Source organism: Pseudomonas sp. C9 (assembly GCF_002000165.1).
Classification (GTDB): domain Bacteria; phylum Pseudomonadota; class Gammaproteobacteria; order Pseudomonadales; family Pseudomonadaceae; genus Aquipseudomonas.
Genome location: NZ_MPAK01000001.1, coordinates 5,032,214 through 5,048,155 on the forward strand (window position 1 = coordinate 5,032,214; position 15,942 = coordinate 5,048,155).

At 58.9% G+C, this 15,942-nt stretch carries 10 protein-coding genes and 6 pseudogenes; 6 read left to right on the plus strand and 10 right to left on the minus strand.

Annotated features, from left to right (window positions below; genetic code table 11):
- Positions 1-5 precede the first annotated feature (5 nt).
- The 3 genes and pseudogenes from BMS17_RS23570 to BMS17_RS23580 all read right to left on the minus strand — a co-directional run.
- Positions 6-182 (minus strand): annotated as a pseudogene (locus BMS17_RS23570) (magnesium chelatase); the annotation flags it as partial.
- A gap of 247 nt (positions 183-429) precedes the next feature.
- Positions 430-543, minus strand: a pseudogene (locus BMS17_RS30765) (acyl dehydratase); the annotation flags it as partial.
- A 69-nt stretch (positions 544-612) separates the two neighbouring features.
- Positions 613-1,236 carry a LysE family translocator gene (locus BMS17_RS23580; RefSeq protein WP_046032429.1) on the minus strand — a complete coding sequence of 208 codons (624 nt, stop codon included), beginning with the start codon at positions 1,234-1,236 and terminating at the stop codon, positions 613-615.
- Positions 1,237-1,425: 189 nt separating this feature from the next.
- On the opposite strand from BMS17_RS23580, the gene BMS17_RS23585 reads away from it, so the two are divergent.
- Positions 1,426-1,878, plus strand: a complete 453-nt coding sequence (locus BMS17_RS23585) for an Lrp/AsnC family transcriptional regulator (protein WP_046032615.1) — start codon at positions 1,426-1,428, stop codon at positions 1,876-1,878.
- 200 nt (positions 1,879-2,078) lie between these two features.
- Here the strand turns inward: BMS17_RS23585 and BMS17_RS23590 are convergent.
- The 6 genes and pseudogenes from BMS17_RS23590 to BMS17_RS30775 form a co-directional block, all read right to left on the minus strand.
- A pseudogene (locus BMS17_RS23590) lies at positions 2,079-4,962 on the minus strand (multicopper oxidase domain-containing protein).
- A gap of 397 nt (positions 4,963-5,359) precedes the next feature.
- Positions 5,360-5,722, minus strand: coding sequence for a DUF6463 family protein (locus tag BMS17_RS23595; protein WP_046032427.1), 363 nt, complete (start codon positions 5,720-5,722; stop codon positions 5,360-5,362).
- A gap of 393 nt (positions 5,723-6,115) precedes the next feature.
- Positions 6,116-7,969: an ABC transporter ATP-binding protein gene (locus tag BMS17_RS23600; RefSeq protein WP_077431889.1), complete on the minus strand. Its 1,854-nt coding sequence runs from the start codon at positions 7,967-7,969 to the stop codon at positions 6,116-6,118.
- Between the two features lie 128 nt (positions 7,970-8,097).
- Positions 8,098-8,226 (minus strand): annotated as a pseudogene (locus BMS17_RS30770) (LysR family transcriptional regulator); the annotation flags it as partial.
- Positions 8,227-8,760 (minus strand): annotated as a pseudogene (locus BMS17_RS23605) (Dyp-type peroxidase); the annotation flags it as partial.
- A gap of 293 nt (positions 8,761-9,053) precedes the next feature.
- The gene (locus BMS17_RS30775; RefSeq protein ID WP_077431890.1) at positions 9,054-9,449 is read right to left on the minus strand and encodes a hypothetical protein; all 396 of its coding nucleotides are present in this window, start codon (positions 9,447-9,449) and stop codon (positions 9,054-9,056) included.
- Between the two features lie 271 nt (positions 9,450-9,720).
- Here BMS17_RS30775 and BMS17_RS23615 point away from each other — a divergent pair, with 271 nt between their 5' ends.
- Positions 9,721-10,485, plus strand: a complete 765-nt coding sequence (locus tag BMS17_RS23615; protein WP_046032424.1) for a tetratricopeptide repeat protein — start codon at positions 9,721-9,723, stop codon at positions 10,483-10,485.
- A 100-nt stretch (positions 10,486-10,585) separates the two neighbouring features.
- On the opposite strand, the gene BMS17_RS23620 is transcribed toward BMS17_RS23615, so the two are convergent.
- Positions 10,586-11,803, minus strand: coding sequence for a Xaa-Pro peptidase family protein (locus BMS17_RS23620; RefSeq protein ID WP_046032423.1), 1,218 nt, complete (start codon positions 11,801-11,803; stop codon positions 10,586-10,588).
- Between the two features lie 160 nt (positions 11,804-11,963).
- On the opposite strand from BMS17_RS23620, the gene BMS17_RS23625 reads away from it, so the two are divergent.
- The 4 genes and pseudogenes from BMS17_RS23625 (at position 11,964) to BMS17_RS23635 (ending at position 15,847) form a co-directional block, all read left to right on the plus strand.
- Positions 11,964-12,530, plus strand: a complete 567-nt coding sequence (locus BMS17_RS23625) for a helix-turn-helix domain-containing protein (protein WP_046032422.1) — start codon at positions 11,964-11,966, stop codon at positions 12,528-12,530.
- Between the two features lie 290 nt (positions 12,531-12,820).
- The gene (locus tag BMS17_RS23630; RefSeq protein WP_256577262.1) at positions 12,821-14,395 is read left to right on the plus strand and encodes an ABC transporter substrate-binding protein; all 1,575 of its coding nucleotides are present in this window, start codon (positions 12,821-12,823) and stop codon (positions 14,393-14,395) included.
- A 206-nt stretch (positions 14,396-14,601) separates the two neighbouring features.
- A pseudogene (locus BMS17_RS30780) lies at positions 14,602-14,818 on the plus strand (peptide ABC transporter permease); the annotation flags it as partial.
- A 42-nt stretch (positions 14,819-14,860) separates the two neighbouring features.
- A complete protein-coding gene (locus BMS17_RS23635) occupies positions 14,861-15,847 on the plus strand; it encodes an ABC transporter permease subunit (RefSeq protein ID WP_139348117.1) in 987 nt (328 codons plus the stop codon).
- Positions 15,848-15,942: the final 95 nt, after the last annotated feature.

Sequence of the window (15,942 nt, forward strand, 5' to 3'; positions counted from 1 at the left end):
ACCGGCTAGAGCATTGTCGGCCGATATTGCAGCCCATCGGCCAAATGTTCGCGTCTGATCCCGTCGGCTTGTTCAAGGTCCGCCAGCGTGCGCGCGACCTTGAGCAGTCGATGGGCTGCTCGCAACGACGGAGTTAAACGCTCGCAGACGGATTCCAGCCTGTTTTCATCGACCGTGGATAGGTGTCTAGCCTGTTATTCGTATCGAGGATCTGCATTCTGAGCCTAGGGAGTCCGATGGATTTGTAAATCGTTCGGCTCTTGTCACTTTGCCATCAAAGCATCGAAATTATCGATAACCACTTTAAGGCGCTACTCGCTGATCACACCAGCATGTTGCTGTTTGCCTAATGATGTATTCGGTCACTGTCCGCTCTTGGCCGATTTTTGCCTGTCTCCACCGTCTATATTGGGTCGTTCACTTCCATTAGTCGCGTGAAATCTGCGCGAATTGGCGAATATCGTCATCTGAAAAGCAACGGACTACCGTGAACCGGTCTCCGACCTTGAGACCTTCGGCAGCGCGTTCTCTTGGGCTATTCATTACGACTTCCTGTAAGGCGAGGGTGGGAAAATCAAACAGTATGCTCGGGCCCGGGAAATTCTCCTGGGCTCACCTCAAGTGCAAAGATCCTTCGGCAAACAGAGCCAGTGCGATGAGGATCATGGCCGCGCCGGAAAAACGACTGACCCGTTGAGCGGCGGCTGGACGTGCCCGCAGAACAACCTGCGAGCCAAATCCGACTAGAAGGTAGATCACGCCACAGCTGATAGTGTGGACGAGCCCGAGCGCAATCATCTGCATCGGTACAGGCCAGGGGGCCGTGGCGTCGGCAAATTGCGGCAACAGCGCGAGGAACAGCAGGAACACTTTCGGATTCAGCCCGCTGACGCAAAGCCCCTTGAACGCCCAGCGCTTCCAGGAGCCTGACGCCTGAACCTCATCCGCGTGCGGAGTAGAGGGGCGCACGAGCATGTTGATGCCCAACCAAAGCAGATAACCCGCCCCGGCCATCGTCAGCACTGACAGGGCCAGAGGGTGGTTGGCGACCAAGGTGCCAACACCACCGGCTACCACCAGTGTGGCAATCAAGTGGCCGGATAACAGTCCGCCCACGGCGGGTATGACAACTCGATGCTTCAAGCCTGCGGATATCGCGTAGGCCCAATCGGCTCCAGGCGTGATCACGAACAGTATCGACACCGCCCAGAAGGCCACAAAAACACTGAAGGTCATGGCGTCACCCACGCCCGTTCATCACTCAACACTTCATTCATCATTCCACCTCTCAATTCCAAGGCCGTTCCTCTTGTTTCATTTTGAGGAGTACGGTTGTTAATGGTGGGAGGAAGATTAATGAAATCTGGTTAGAATTAGCTTTCAAAGACGGTCGCAATGGCGTTGCAGGTTGGGAGATTATTCTGCGTGGATAGAATTGATCGGAAGATTCTTGCTGAGCTGCAAAAGGATGGCCGCCTTTCGGTCACTGAGCTTGCCGAGCGTGTAGGGCTGAGCCTCTCACCTTGTCACCGGCGAGTGCGGGCACTGGAGGAGTCCGGTGTGTTGCTGGGCTATCGCGCGCAACTTGATCCCGGCGCATTGGGCCTGAATTTTTCCGCCATGGTGTTTGCCACGCTTAGGGAGGGTGACAGGCAGGCGGTCGAGGCGTTCGAATCGGCACTCATTGATATACCTCAGATAGTCGATGCCCAGAGGTTATTTGGCGAGCCGGACTACCTGCTGCACGTCATCACTCAGGATCTACCGGCCTTCCAAAGGCTTTACGATGAAAGCCTCTCGACATTGCCCAATGTGCAGCGGCTGACTTCGACGCTGGTCATGAAGCGGGTTGTCCAGGATAGGCCGTTGCCTTTGTGATGGTGCTTGGTCCTGCTTCGCCTTTAAAACAGGGTCTTGCGCCAATCAGGGATGACCGCTCTTGGCCGATTGCCGTCTGTCACGAGGATCCGCCATCGACCCAAAGCTGACTGTGATGATAGGCGGCTTTGGGTTTGAAACGCATACATAGCGGTCTTTTGCGCTTGCTGACGACACAACTAGCCTTTTGATAGGCGACGCTAACCTCCACCTCCACCTCCACCTCCACCTCCACCTCCACCTCTACCTCCGCTGCTAATGCTGTTTTCTGGGTCATTGTTGACCTTGACCTGCGGCCCGACGCCATCTCCCGTACGGAATGTCGGTAACGCAACCGAGTCCACGAATTTCACGCCGTCCCAGCTCGGTAACGGTGTGGGCATCAATTGGAACTGGCCCGGGTGCTCAGAGTCCCAGCGCAGCAGCATCGAGGTGTCCTCATGCTGTGTGTTGTGGCAGTGCTCCATGTAGGTACCGGCAAACTCACGGATGCGTATGGCCATTTCGACATTGTCGAGGCTGTCTGGATCGGAGCCAATACGGTAGACATCCTTGCGCGCCCCTTTTTCCCATTCGGGTGGTGTTTTGCCACCGCGAGTGAGAATGATCCCTTCCTCGAAATGCACATGCACCGGGTGACTCCAGCCATTGCCGCCGTTCTGGATCTTCCAGACTTCCAGCGTACCTTCACCCCTGAACCCTGCCGGTGTCGGGCCAGTGGCCAGTTGTGGCGCGGCTGAAATCCGGCGCGGGTCCATGTTGAAGCCTTCGCCGCCATCGGTCTTGATCGTCCACGGCTTGAAATCCGTGCCGTCGGAGCGGCCAAAGATAAAGGTTCGGTGCCGAGCCTGGGCGAGCCGGGCGATATCGGCAGGGTCATCACGGTGCAAGGGCAGCGGGATCATGAACCTGCCCTCGGGTTTGCCAGGCTTGGCGGGCTCGAAGTCGACGGGGTTCATGCTGACATCCTGGCCAGTGTAGGGCCTCACGTTCAGTTGCATGAACACGCCCACGCCCGGGTCGCCGTTGATCCACTGTGGCCCGTGGCTGGTTTGCCTGACGACGGGAAGGTACTTCTCGGAGAGTACATCTGCCAATGGAATGTCACGTTTGGGAAGCTTGCCGTTTTCATGCTCCTCGATGTTGACGAAGAAAATTTTGTCGCCCGGCTTGATGCCGTTTTTCGCGAAGTCGACGACGATGTCATAGCGCTCAGCAATACCCAGTATCGGCAGAATGGCATTGTGGTCCTGTTTGTCGCCGTCACCATCGAGGTCCAGGCTGCCATCGAACGGCACCGCGTGCTCCATGATATTGCCGTCGTTGGCAATCATGTGGAACGGCACCCGGTTGTATGAAAAACCGGAGTTTTTCGGGCCAGGAAACTCACCGCCATTACCTTTGATCTGACGCACCACCGCCAGCGTGAAGAAGCGAGAAACCGATCCGTTGAGAATCCTGAAGCGGTAGCGGCGGGCACGTACGTCCAGGAAGGGCTTGTACTCCCAGTTGGTCAGCACTTGGTCACCGAGAAAGCCGTCGGTGTTGAACGGGTTGAACCACAACTGGCCGGCCTTGTCCCAGGCCTTGTCGGCAATCGTCAAGTTGATGTCATAGTCGCGGTTACCCCAGCCCAGCGCCGAGCCGCTGGGCAAGCGCAGGTTGACCCCGTCGTCGACCGCCTCGTTGCCACGGTCCACGGCGCTGTAGTAGTTCATCATCGTCGCATTGCCCTTGTAGACATTTTGCGCGGTGAAATCGAGCATGTGGTCGTGGAACCAGTGGGTGCTCATGGTTTCGCGCCAGTCGCCACGGATCTTGATGGCGCCGTTGTTGCAGGTTTTGAAGCCTGGGTTGGCATCGTTGACGAAAAGCTTTTCACCGGGGTCGCACGGGAACGCTGCCCGTGCGTCCTGGGCATTAGTATTGATGCTGTCGTAACCGGCCAATTGGAGCGGCCAGCGATAGTCGTAGTACTGGCCCGGGAAGAAGAACGCGTTGGTAAAGCCGTCGCTTTCCGCGGGGGAGTGACCGTTATGTTCATGGGTGGTGAGGGTGTGCAGGCCAAAGCCCCGGTTGGCCGACGGGTCAATGGGCAAGGCATCGTAATGACGCATCAGCATTGCGGACTTGAAGCAGTTTCGGCGGAAAGGTGCCGTCGAACGTCCACAGTGCATTGTGGTCCTGGACAGGGAGGTTGGGGTGAAACTGCACTTGAATGCCCTTGGTTGTGCCCTCGTTGGCCGAGTTGCCGTTGGTGTTGTGATAGAGCCCGCCTGGCGCAAATTCCCCCACGGCGTAGTTATGCCGTTGCATACGATCACGCAAGCCGCTGTTGACGTGCGCGCCGGCTTGCACAGTCTTGAAGGCGTCGCGCGGGAAAAACTCATTGAAACGCTGGTGCGACCAGCCTTTTCCCGGTGGCCGGCCCTCTGCGGGCGAATCGACCCGGCGATTGAGGAAATCCTCGATCTGCGCCCTCCAGGGGTTGCGGTCCAGTACATTGGAGAACTCTGTCGGGAAGGGCGTCAATGCCGGCTGCCTGAGAAAGGCATCCAGCGCAGCCGGTGACGGACCGCTACGCGCCACCTTCAATGGATCTTGCGCCGGTGCGGGGCCCACCGTCGGGACCGGAAACGGCACGGGTGATGGCGGGTCGGCCGCATCCAGTTTGTTCGAACCGAATTCCTCGAAAAGTTCTAGCTTCTGTGAGAACGGTTGAGCCCCGAATACCGGGCTGGCATTACCGTTGGTGGGGATATTGAAGCTGGGTTGCAGATCGGGTGGCAGCACATTGTCGACCAAGGGCGTCTTGCGGTTACCGACCACGCCATTGGGCAAGTCGAAGGCGCCGACGTTTGCGGGAGGCAGCTTGAGCAAGTTCCTCAATGCGGCGTCGGGGTCGGCGGGCTGATTGGTGAACGCCGATGGGTCGGTAGGGGGCGGTGGGTCGGTGTTGTCGAGGGGGGCTGCCTGGGTCTGGGACAAGCCCAGCCCAAACATGAACACGGCAGCAGAGATACTCAGCGCCAGCCTGGTTTTGGACAATGGACTAGGAGTCAACCTTCCGGTATCTAGTTTCATTGCAAACACCTCTGACGGGTTCTGCGGAGCGCGTGGCAATACTCGAGCAATGAGCCACGGCTACTAGCCCAGCTGGCGAAATGTTTGATTTCGAGCCGGGATGGGAGCGATGCAAGCTTTCCGCCAAAAGTGACAGGAGGTGACTAATGACTCTACGCCGCGCTTCTCTTGGCTGCTGGCTTTAAACAGACGTATGAGAACCCCCGGTGAAGGGGAATATGCCCCCCCAATACAGGGTGCGATTTGGGGGGCTAAGAGAAGTGAGCATTTTCTGAATGTTTCGATGGCCACTATTGGCCGAGTGTTGCTTATCGTGAAGGACCACAATCGACCCCGATCGGACGTTGAAGCCCTCGCGAGAGGCGAGCGAAGCGAAGCGAACGCCTTGAACCGATTGTCAGGCGTACAAGCCATACCCTGCCGCGATGATCAGCGGAGAAACCAGCAACGTTGCCCAGAATCCCGATTTTGGAACAGCAATGACGCAAATGATCGAGATCATAAGCACATAGATGCCAACAATTTTAAGTAGCACGAGATCGCCAACGGCTACGGCGTGAATCGCTGTCTGCCCTGCGAGCATAAAAAGCGGCCCCAGCATGGTAAACCAGAGGGCAGTACGCCGATCTTCGTGCGCTTTGAATTGGTCAACGAAGCCAGAGTCTATAGCGGCGGCGAATGCTGTTTTGAACTTGATGATACCGAATGGAATATGGAGGACGCCCAAGGCGAACAGGGTCCATGCGACGATGTTTGACATGTCTTATATGCTCCGTAACGGTAAGGTTGGATAGGTGCCTGACAATTGGTTAAGGGGGGCGGCACGCGGTCCCAGAGAGCGAAGCGAGAGGTTTGCGTTTCTTGTCGCGATGGTGTGTCGTACAACATTCCTTGTCATCCCGTAAGTCCTTGCCTGGCTTAGAAGTGGTCACGGCAAATGCGACATTGCTCAAGGAGAAACGCAACATGGGTGAGGGCAAGGACGGCTGCCCTCGAATGAAGCTACCCATTTGCCATCACCGTGTCCACCGTCCACTTTTGGCCGACTGCTGCCTCTCGAAAAACGCAGCGCTCGACCCATCCTGACGTTCTTGAGGGTGTCCGATTGGGTGCCGTGCTGGATGATTGTCTCGCCAGCAACGGCCGCTCATGCCTACTCCATCGCCTCAGCCACCCCCTGATCCTCGCCCAGAAACCCACCGCTCTGATGATGCCAAAGCCGCGCATAGGTGCCGTTTTTACGCAGCAATTCGGCATGGGTACCCTGTTCGATGATGCGTCCGTCATCCATGACAATCAGCCGATCCATGGCCGCGATCGTTGACAGCCGATGGGCGATGGCGATGACGGTCTTGCCCTCCATCATTTCATCGAGGCTTTCCTGGATGGCGACTTCGACTTCCGAATCCAGGGCGCTGGTGGCCTCGTCAAGCAACAGGATCGGGGCGTTCTTGAGCATCACCCGGGCGATGGCAATGCGTTGGCGCTGGCCACCCGAAAGCTTGATACCGCGCTCACCCACCAGGGTGTCATAACCGGTATGGCCTTGCCGGTCGCTCAGTTGACTGATGAAACCATCGGCCTGGGCGTTGGCGGCGGCCCTGCGGATTTGCGCGTCGGTTGCATCCGGGCGACCGTAGGCGATGTTGTCGCGAATGGAACGGTGCAGCAGGGAGGTGTCCTGAGTGACCATGCCGATGGCGCTGCGCAGGCTGTCTTGTGTCACCTGAGCGATGTTTTGTCCATCGATGCGAATCTCGCCACTGTCCACGTCGTAGAAGCGCAGCAGCAGGTTGATCAGCGTGGATTTACCGGCTCCGGAACGGCCCACCAGGCCGATTTTTTCGCCCGGGCGGATGTTCAGGCTAAGGCCATCGAGCACCTGGCGTTCACCGTTGTAGTTGAAACCGACATTGTCGAAGGTCACCGCACCGCCGGCGGGCACCAGCACTCCGGCGTCTGGCGCATCCTGCACCTTGGGGCCACGGGTCAAGGTCGCCATGCCATCCTGCACGGTGCCGATGCTTTCGAACAGCGAGGTCATCTGCCACATGATCCAATGCGACATGCCGTTGATACGCAGCGCCATGGCGGTAATCGCCGCAACGGCCCCCGTGCCGACTTCGCCCTGGTGCCACAGCCACAGGGCATAGCCGCCAGCTCCAATAATCAGCGCGACCACCAGCGCCTGGTTGACGATCTCGAACTGGCTGACCAGACGCATCTGGCGAAAGCCGGTCAGCTTGAAATCCTCCATCGCCGCGCGCGCGAAGTGTGCCTCGCGATTGGAGTGCGAGAACAGCTTCACAGTGGTGATGTTGGTGTAGGCGTCCGAGATGCGCCCGGTCATCGACGACCGCGCATGGGCCTGTTCCTGCCCGACTTGCCCCAAACGTGGCACAAAGTACAGCATGGCCAGGCCGAACAAGGCGATCCAGGCAATAAAAGGCAGCATCAGTTTCAGGTCGAAGCCGCCGGCCAGTACGATGATCGCGATGAAATAAACCCCGATCCCGGGGGCGATTTCGATGACGGTGAACAGGACCTCGCGCACGCCGAGTGCGGTCTGCATCACCTTGGTCGTCACCCGGCCGGAGAACTCATCGGAAAAGAATGAAAGGCTTTGCCGCAGCATCAGGCGATGGAAATCCCAGCGCAGCCGCAGCGGCAGATTAATCGCCAATATCTGGTGCTGCACCATGGTGCGTAGTGCTACCAACCCGATGCTGGTGATCAGTACGATGCCGATGCCCCACAGCACTCGACTTTCCTGCGCCTGTGCATCGCCGCCGGCCTGCCAGGTGGAGAGCAGGTCCACGACCTGCCCGAGAAAGGAAAACAACCAGGCTTCGTAAATCGACACACTGGCACTGAGCAGCGCAAACGCCAGGATATAACCGCGGGCGCCGCGGGTGCAGGCCCACAGGAACCGCACCAGGCCGACAGGTGGCGGCGGTGCTTCATCGGGTGGGAAAGGGTCGAGTCTTCGTTCAAGCACGCGAAGCATGGTGGCCTCAAAAAGGATCAAGTTAAGGCAATTCTGCCATTTAACGATTGTTTTGAGGCTTTTGCAGGTCAGGGGTTCGGCAAGGTGGGACCATTGTAAGTAATGGCCTGGGCAATTCAGACGACACTTTAGATCGGGTTCTTTACTGCAAACAGTTTTCGGGCTTCAGCAAAACATTTTTCGGCGATGGCCGAGCGCGGTTCGGTTTTGCGCATGACCAGGCCCAGGGGGGCGAGCACGCTGGCATCCGGCAGGTTGCTACCGCCGCTGAACGCCGGATCTTCATCGCCAATGATTGTGAAGTCGACTGCATGCCGACCCACCGGGTTTTCGGTGCCATCCACAAAGCCGACCATGCTGCGCATGTCGAAGTAACGGAAACCCTGGACCTCATCAACGACTGAAATCGCATCGCCCAGCGCCGAAAGCAACTGCGTCGCCAATTCGAAACACAGGTCCATCTGGTCCGCACGAATGTGCAGCAAAATGTCCCCCGGCGTTGCCATCACGCGACGTCCCTTAGTGCCGAACTCGCGAAACGGGTGGAGTGAGGCGGGGCGCGGCTGACCAAAGAGTAAGTCCCAGGCACTGGAACCAAAGCCTCAGACGCACGACAAATTTCCGGAGGGCACCCGTTTGCCGACTGATCGCGTAAGGGCCGCGATGTCTGCGCACTAGCCCCGTACTTTCTCCGCGCGGTCGCTACCCGGAGCCACCGTTGCAACGATGAAGATCGCGCTGCTGGTGATGGGGCTGTAGACGGATTGAGGCTCGGGCGTTTGGTTAGTCATGGGGTGAGTATTGTCATTGATAAGGCCACAAGTGGCGAAAGAGCAAGGGGGGAACGAGCGTAACAGATCAGATAGACCGCTGCCTTTGTGAGGGTACGGTCCCATGCCTCTGCTATTGGCGTTCAAAGCTGAAGGCACGGATCTAAGGAAGGAGCGCGGCACGCACGCCGGGGGCGGCGCCGAGGTGGCGACGGCGTCGCAGGCTGCGGATTGAGCGGGGCCTTTCGCCAGGGTGACCACCTCAGGCTTACCCCAGCCGTGAACTTCAGCGTCCTCTACGCCGTGGATTCGCACTAGCGACGATAGTAACGGTGATCGTCCTCGTAACGATGCCGCATGGCCCGATCCTGGTGGCGCTCCCAATCACGACGTTCAGCTTCTCGGCGGGCTTGCTCTCTACGCCAATTATCTCTGCGCCATTCATCTCGGCGCCAATCGTCTCTACGATCGTGCCAACGGCCGTCATGCCAGTATCGATCGTCATGGGCTAGCAACGGCCCTGGCTGCTTGCCGGTCATACTGGCCAAGGTCGGCCAAGGGTTGCCGGCGGCCTGGACAGGCGCTTGAATGGCTGTGACTTCAGTGGCGAAAACCGGGGTTGAGGTTTTCATCTGTGTGGCTGATGCCGAGCTCACTGCCGCGAACGCGAACAGGCCGACGAGCACTATCCGTGGGACATGGAATTTCATGAGCGAAGGCAACCTCTGATGGACAATTGGACGTGTGGCGATCTGGCTGTGGTAAGCCTGCGGGGGACGTGCTTACCGAGCGGATGTGCCTATCCACATAGACCGATAAATAGGGAAAAGTTCTAGGAAGCCGTTGCTTAAATAGTCCCCGTTGCCCCAGGAACTTCAGGGTGTTGGCCCGGTCAATAGCGGCCCTGTATCGGAAATGCCGAGCAGCGCTGTGGTCTGTTTTACGCCAGTGCCGTCCGAGTTCAGTCGAGTCAACCCCCTGATGCCAACCAAGAGTTTTCTGCCAGGCCTCATCCTGGTGTTCTGTGCCGTCGCGTCGTTTTGTTCTGTCGCTGCCGAGCGAAGTGCACCCGCGCAAAGCAACAGCGCATCAACCACCTTGATCGAAACAGCCTCGCGGCAGTATGGGAATGGCCAGCTGGACCAGGCCGCCGCAACGCTGGAGCGTGCCCTGCATATCCAGCCGAACAATCCCGCGACGCTGCATTACCTCGGTGTATTGCGTCTTCAGCAGGGGCAGTACCAGCAGGCTGAAACCTTGGCGGCGCGTTCGAACATGAGGGTGGGGCGCAACGTCGAGTTGCGCAACCGTAACTTCCAATTGATCCAGGCGGCGCAGCAGGCCCAATCCTCGGGTATCCCACCCATCGGCAAAGAGGACCAGGTTGCAGTGCAGAAGGGGCTGGAAGAGGAGACCCAAAGGCGCCGCGAAGCGCAGATGGCGGTTGTTGAGCCATCCACTCCGGACACCGGGCGTGACGCTGGCAACTTCGCTAGCGCAGGGGCAGATCGGGTTTCGGATGTACCGACGGCTGGCAGCGCCGGGGCCGAAGGATATTTGCAAATGGCGAATGTCGAGCCAGAGCGGGCGTACGCTGAGCTTGAGATTCCCCGCGGCCATATGCCGCCTCCGGGCAAATGCCGGATTTGGTTTCCTGATCGTCCGCCAGGGCATCAGCCTGCACCCGGCAAATGCAAGAAGCTGCGATATCGGGTTCCTTCAGGGGCCTACCTGGTGCGCGGTTGAGTTTCCGAGTGTCCACTCCTGGCCGATAGCTGCCTGAAGTGAAGGGCCGCTACCGACCCTTTGTGACAGGTAGCGAGCCACCTCGGACAATCGCCTGCCCTCAGGCCTCCAACCCGAACGGGTCGTCTACGGAATAGCTCGGCTGGGTAAACCAGCGCGGGCCAGTGGCGGTCATGTAGAAATGATCCTCCAGGCGAATGCCAAACTCTCCCGGTACGCAAATCATCGGCTCATTGGAGAAGCACATGCCCTCGGCCAGCGGCGTCTGGTCACCACGCACCAGGTAGGGCCCTTCGTGAATGTCTAGGCCGATGCCATGTCCGGTGCGGTGCGGCAGGCCGGGTAACTGATAGTCCGGGCCGAGACCGGCGGCTTCCAGGCTAAGCCGCGCGGCGGCATCCACCACCCGGCAGGGTTCGCCCAGGCGCGCGGCGTCGAAGGCGGCCAGTTGGGCGGCCTTTTCCAGGTTCCACATGGCGCGCTGGCGGACGCTCGGGGTGCCAAACACGTAACTGCGAGTGATATCCGACTGGTAGCCATGGAGCAGGCAGCCCGTGTCGATCAGCACCATGTCGCCGTCCTTGAGCACCTGCGCGTGCTTCACTCCATGGGGGAAGGCGCTGGCCTCGCCGAACAGCACGATGCAGAAGGTCGAACCCGGCGCGCCCACCTTGCGGTGCGCCTCGCGGATGAACTCGGCAACCTCGGTGGTGCTGATACCTGCGCGCAGGATGCTGGCGGCAGCCTTGTGCACTTCCAAGGTCATGTCTTTGGCGCGCTGCATCAGTGCCAACTCTGTTGCAGACTTGTGATAGCGACACTGGTTTATCACGCAAGAAGCGTCTACGAACTCGAAGCCCGATCCGAGGCGCCGGATTGCGTCGAACATGAAGAACGCCAGGGACGGGCACAGGCCCACCACTGCGTCGGCGGCGATGCCCATTCCAGCGAGCATGTCGAGCAGCAGGCGGTAGGGACTCTCGTGCTCATGCCAACCATGGATAACCCCATCCACCTCACGGAAGTCGCGGATGGTGCCCTCTTCGAAGGCCGGGGCGATATAGGCCAGCGGGCCGTTGGCGGGCAGCACGGCGCCGACCATGCGTTCGCTCGGGCTCCACTTCACTCCGGTGAAGTAGCACAGGTTGCTGCCAGCGTTCAGGTAGAGGGCAGCGATGCCCTGCTCGAGCATCAGGCTCTGGGCCTTGGCAATGCGTGACTGGTATTCGTCGAGGCCGATGGGCTGCATGCCCGCGGTCATCTTCGCCAGGCCGGCCAGCGCCTGTTCCGGAGTTTTGCCACCTACACCCACTGTCATCTCGTTCTCCTGAGTTATGTTGCAGTGCGCGAAATTTAAGCCTGACTTAAAAAGCGGTCAAGACGTTTTTTTAGCCCCACTTAATTTCAATATGGCGAAAAGCCTTTTCGACAATGCGCTGCCCGTTATACTGGCGCCTTTCAGCTCACGAGCCACGCCAATGACCGCAGAACAGATCGGGGAACGGTTGCGCCGCTACCGCCGTGCCGCCAACAAGACCCTGAATCAAGTCGCCACTGAAACAGGCCTCACAGCCAGCTTCCTGTCCCAGGCGGAGCGTAACCTCACTGGCGTGTCCATCTCCTCGCTGGCGAGAATCGCAAATGCCTTGGGCGTTCCGCTCAACACCCTGTTCGACCAGCCCACCCAGCCCCAGCCCGACTCCCACCAGGGCCAGCGCGTGCGGTACTCCATCGGCAGCCAGCCGCTGGTCTACGAGCGCCTGTCCAGCAACTTCCCCGGCAACCTGATCAATGCGATGAAGATGACCATGGCAGTGGGCTACCAGTCCGAGCTCATCTCCCACGAAGGCGCAGAGTTTACCTATGTGCTTTCCGGGCAAATCGTCTACACCATCGAAGGCCACACCTACCCGCTCGGCCCTGGGGGATCGGTGCATTTTGACTCCACCAAGCAACATTCCATCGCCAATTCTGGCAACGAAGTTGCCGAAGTGCTGGTCGTCACCACCATGGGCGGCCTGCTCGACGATCACCCCACGGCCTGACCGTGCGCCCTTAAAATGTAAGCATTACTTAATTTAAGTTGAAATTAATTTTAGATTGACTTAATTTTTGCCTCGGCCGGTGGCGGCGCGAGCGTCCCTCTCCCCACTTCAGCGCTACCGCCCGAGCCAGGACGTCGGCCTTCGGCTGCCTGTTCGCAAATGACAGGCAGCCTACAGCCCGTAAAGCCGCAGGGTCAGGTGCATCCCCCCAGGAATGGACTACCTGATCTGCCGCCCTCAAAAATAACAACAATGAGGTTCGCATGTGCAAAAAAACCACGCTCAAGACCATGATCGCCGCCGGCCTGATCCTCGGTTCCGGCTTCACCCACGCCGCCAGCAACCTGGTGTTCTGCTCCGAAGGCAGCCCGGCTGGCTTCGACCCAGGCCAATACACCACGGGGACCGACTTCGACGCCTCAGCCGAAACCGTATTCAACCGTCTCTCGCAGTTTGAACGTGGCGGCACCAAGGTCATCCCGGGCCTGGCAACCAGCTGGGACGTTTCTCCCGATGGCCTGACCTACACCTTCCACCTGCGTGACGGGGTCAAGTTCCACACCACCGACTACTTCAAGCCGACTCGCGACTTCAATGCCGACGACGTGCTGTTCACCTTCAACCGCATGCTCGACAAGGACATGCCGTTCCGCAAGGCCTACCCCACCGAATTCCCCTACTTCACCGACATGGGGATGAACGAAAAGATTACCAAGGTCGAAAAAGTCGACGACCGTACCGTCAAGTTCACCCTCAAGGGTGTCGACGCAGCCTTCATCCAGAACCTGGCCATGAGCTTCGCCTCGATCCAGTCGGCCGAATACGCCAACCAGTTGCTCAAGGAAGGCAAGGCCCAGGACATCAACCAAAAGCCGATCGGCACTGGCCCGTTCGTGTTCAGCAAGTACCAGAAAGACGCCCAGATTCGCTACAAGGGCAACAAGGATTACTGGAAGCCTGAAGACGTGAAGATCGACAATCTGATCTTCGCCATCACCACCGACGCCTCGGTGCGCATGCAAAAGCTGAAAAAGAACGAATGTCAGATCACCTCCTTCCCGCGCCCGGCCGACATCAAGCCGCTGCAGGAAGACAAGAACATCAAGATGCCTAGTCAACCAGGCTTCAATCTTGGCTATATCGCCTACAACTTTACCCACAAGCCGTTCGACAAGCTCGAAGTACGCCAGGCGCTAGACATGGCGGTAAACAAGAAAGCCATCATCGAAGCCGTTTACCAGGGCGCCGGCCAGTTGGCCGTCAACGGCCTGCCGCCAACCCAGTGGTCCTACGACGAGTCCATCAAGGACGCCGGCTACAACCCGCAGAAGGCCAAGGAGTTGCTGAAGGCTGCAGGCGTGAAAGAAGGCACAGAAATCACCCTCTGGGCCATGCCGGTGCAGCGCCCCTACAACCCCAACGCCAAGCTGATGGCCGAAATGCTCCAGGCCGACTGGGCCAAAATCGGCATCAAGGCCAACATCGTCAGCTACGAATGGGGTGAGTACATCAAGCGCGGCCACGCCGGCGAGCACGACGCCATGCTGATCGGCTTCACTGGCGACAACGGTGACCCGGACAACTGGCTGGGCACCCTCTACACCTGCAACGCGGTCAACGGCAACAACTTCTCCAAGTGGTGCGATGCTGGCTACGACAAACTGGTGAAGGCCGCCGAGGCCACCTCCGATGTGGACAAGCGCACTGCGCTGTACAAAGAAGCACAGCATGTCCTGAAAGCGCAGGTGCCGATGACCCCGATCGCCCACTCCACGGTCTACCAGCCGATGCGCACCAGTGTGCAGGACTTCCAGATCAGCCCCTTCGGACTCAGCAGCTTCTACGGCGTCTATAACGAACAGTGAGCGACAGGGGCCGGCCAAACGGCCCCCTTCGCCTTCCTCGAGCCGGCGCCAGACCGGCGAGGACTTTCTCACCTGCTACAACGAAAAAAATTAAGCGCCACACCGGGAAACGTCGAGCCGGAGCCTTTACTCACGCAGCCTAAATTGCTGAGAACGGCCAGCACGCTGACCGGCATTACAAAAATAATAAAGAGTGATAAGCCCTAATGCTGAGTTTTATTACCCGCCGATTGGGGTTATTGATCCCTACGTTTTTCGGCATCACCTTGCTGACTTTCGCGCTGATTCGCATGATTCCAGGCGACCCGGTGGAAGTCATGATGGGCGAACGTCGCGTCGACCCCGAAATGCACGCACAGGCAATGGAACGCCTTGGTCTGAACAAGCCGCTGTATGCCCAGTACCTGGACTACATCGGCAAACTGGCCCACGGCGACCTCGGCGAATCGCTGCGTACCCCGCCGATTGGGGTTATTGATCCCTACGTTTTTCGGCATCACCTTGCTGACTTTCGCGCTGATTCGCATGATTCCAGGCGACCCGGTGGAAGTCATGATGGGCGAACGTCGCGTCGACCCCGAAATGCACGCACAGGCAATGGAACGCCTTGGTCTGAACAAGCCGCTGTATGCCCAGTACCTGGACTACATCGGCAAACTGGCCCACGGCGACCTCGGCGAATCGCTGCGTACCCGTGAAAGCGTGTGGAGCGAGTTCACCTCTCTATTCCCCGCGACCCTGGAACTGTCCATGGCCGCCCTGTTGTTCGCCGGCATCCTGGGCCTTCTGGCCGGGGTGATCGCGGCACTCAAGCGAGGATCCCTGTTCGACCATGGGGTGATGGGCGTCTCCCTGGCGGGGTACTCGATGCCGATCTTCTGGTGGGGCCTGATCCTGATCATGTTCTTCTCGGTGAGCCTGGGCTGGACCCCGGTATCGGGGCGGATCGAYCTGCTCTACGACATCGAGCCGCGCACCGGTTTCATGCTGATCGACACGCTGCTGGCCGATGACGTCGGTGCGTTCCTCGATGCCCTGCATCACCTGATCCTGCCGGCCATCGTGCTGGGCACTATCCCGCTGGCCGTTATCGCGCGGATGACCCGTTCGTCGATGCTCGAAGTGCTGCGTGAAGACTACATCCGTACCGCCCGCGCCAAGGGCCTSTCGCCATCGCGCGTGGTGTTCGTGCACGGCTTGCGTAACGCACTGATTCCGGTACTGACCGTGGTCGGCCTGCAAGTCGGCACATTGCTGGCCGGTGCGGTCCTGACCGAGACCATCTTCTCGTGGCCGGGCATCGGCAAATGGCTGATCGAAGCCATTGGCGCCCGGGACTATCCCGTTGTGCAAAACGGCATCCTGCTAATCGCCTGCCTGGTGATTGTGGTCAACTTCGTAGTGGACATCCTCTACGGCTTTGCCAACCCACGCATCCGTCACCAGCGCTGAGATCATGACCATGACCACTCCAGCTTCAACTCAAAATCAAGCGGYAGCAGTCGATCAAAGCCTGCTTTACCCGTCCCCGTACAAAGAATTCTGGC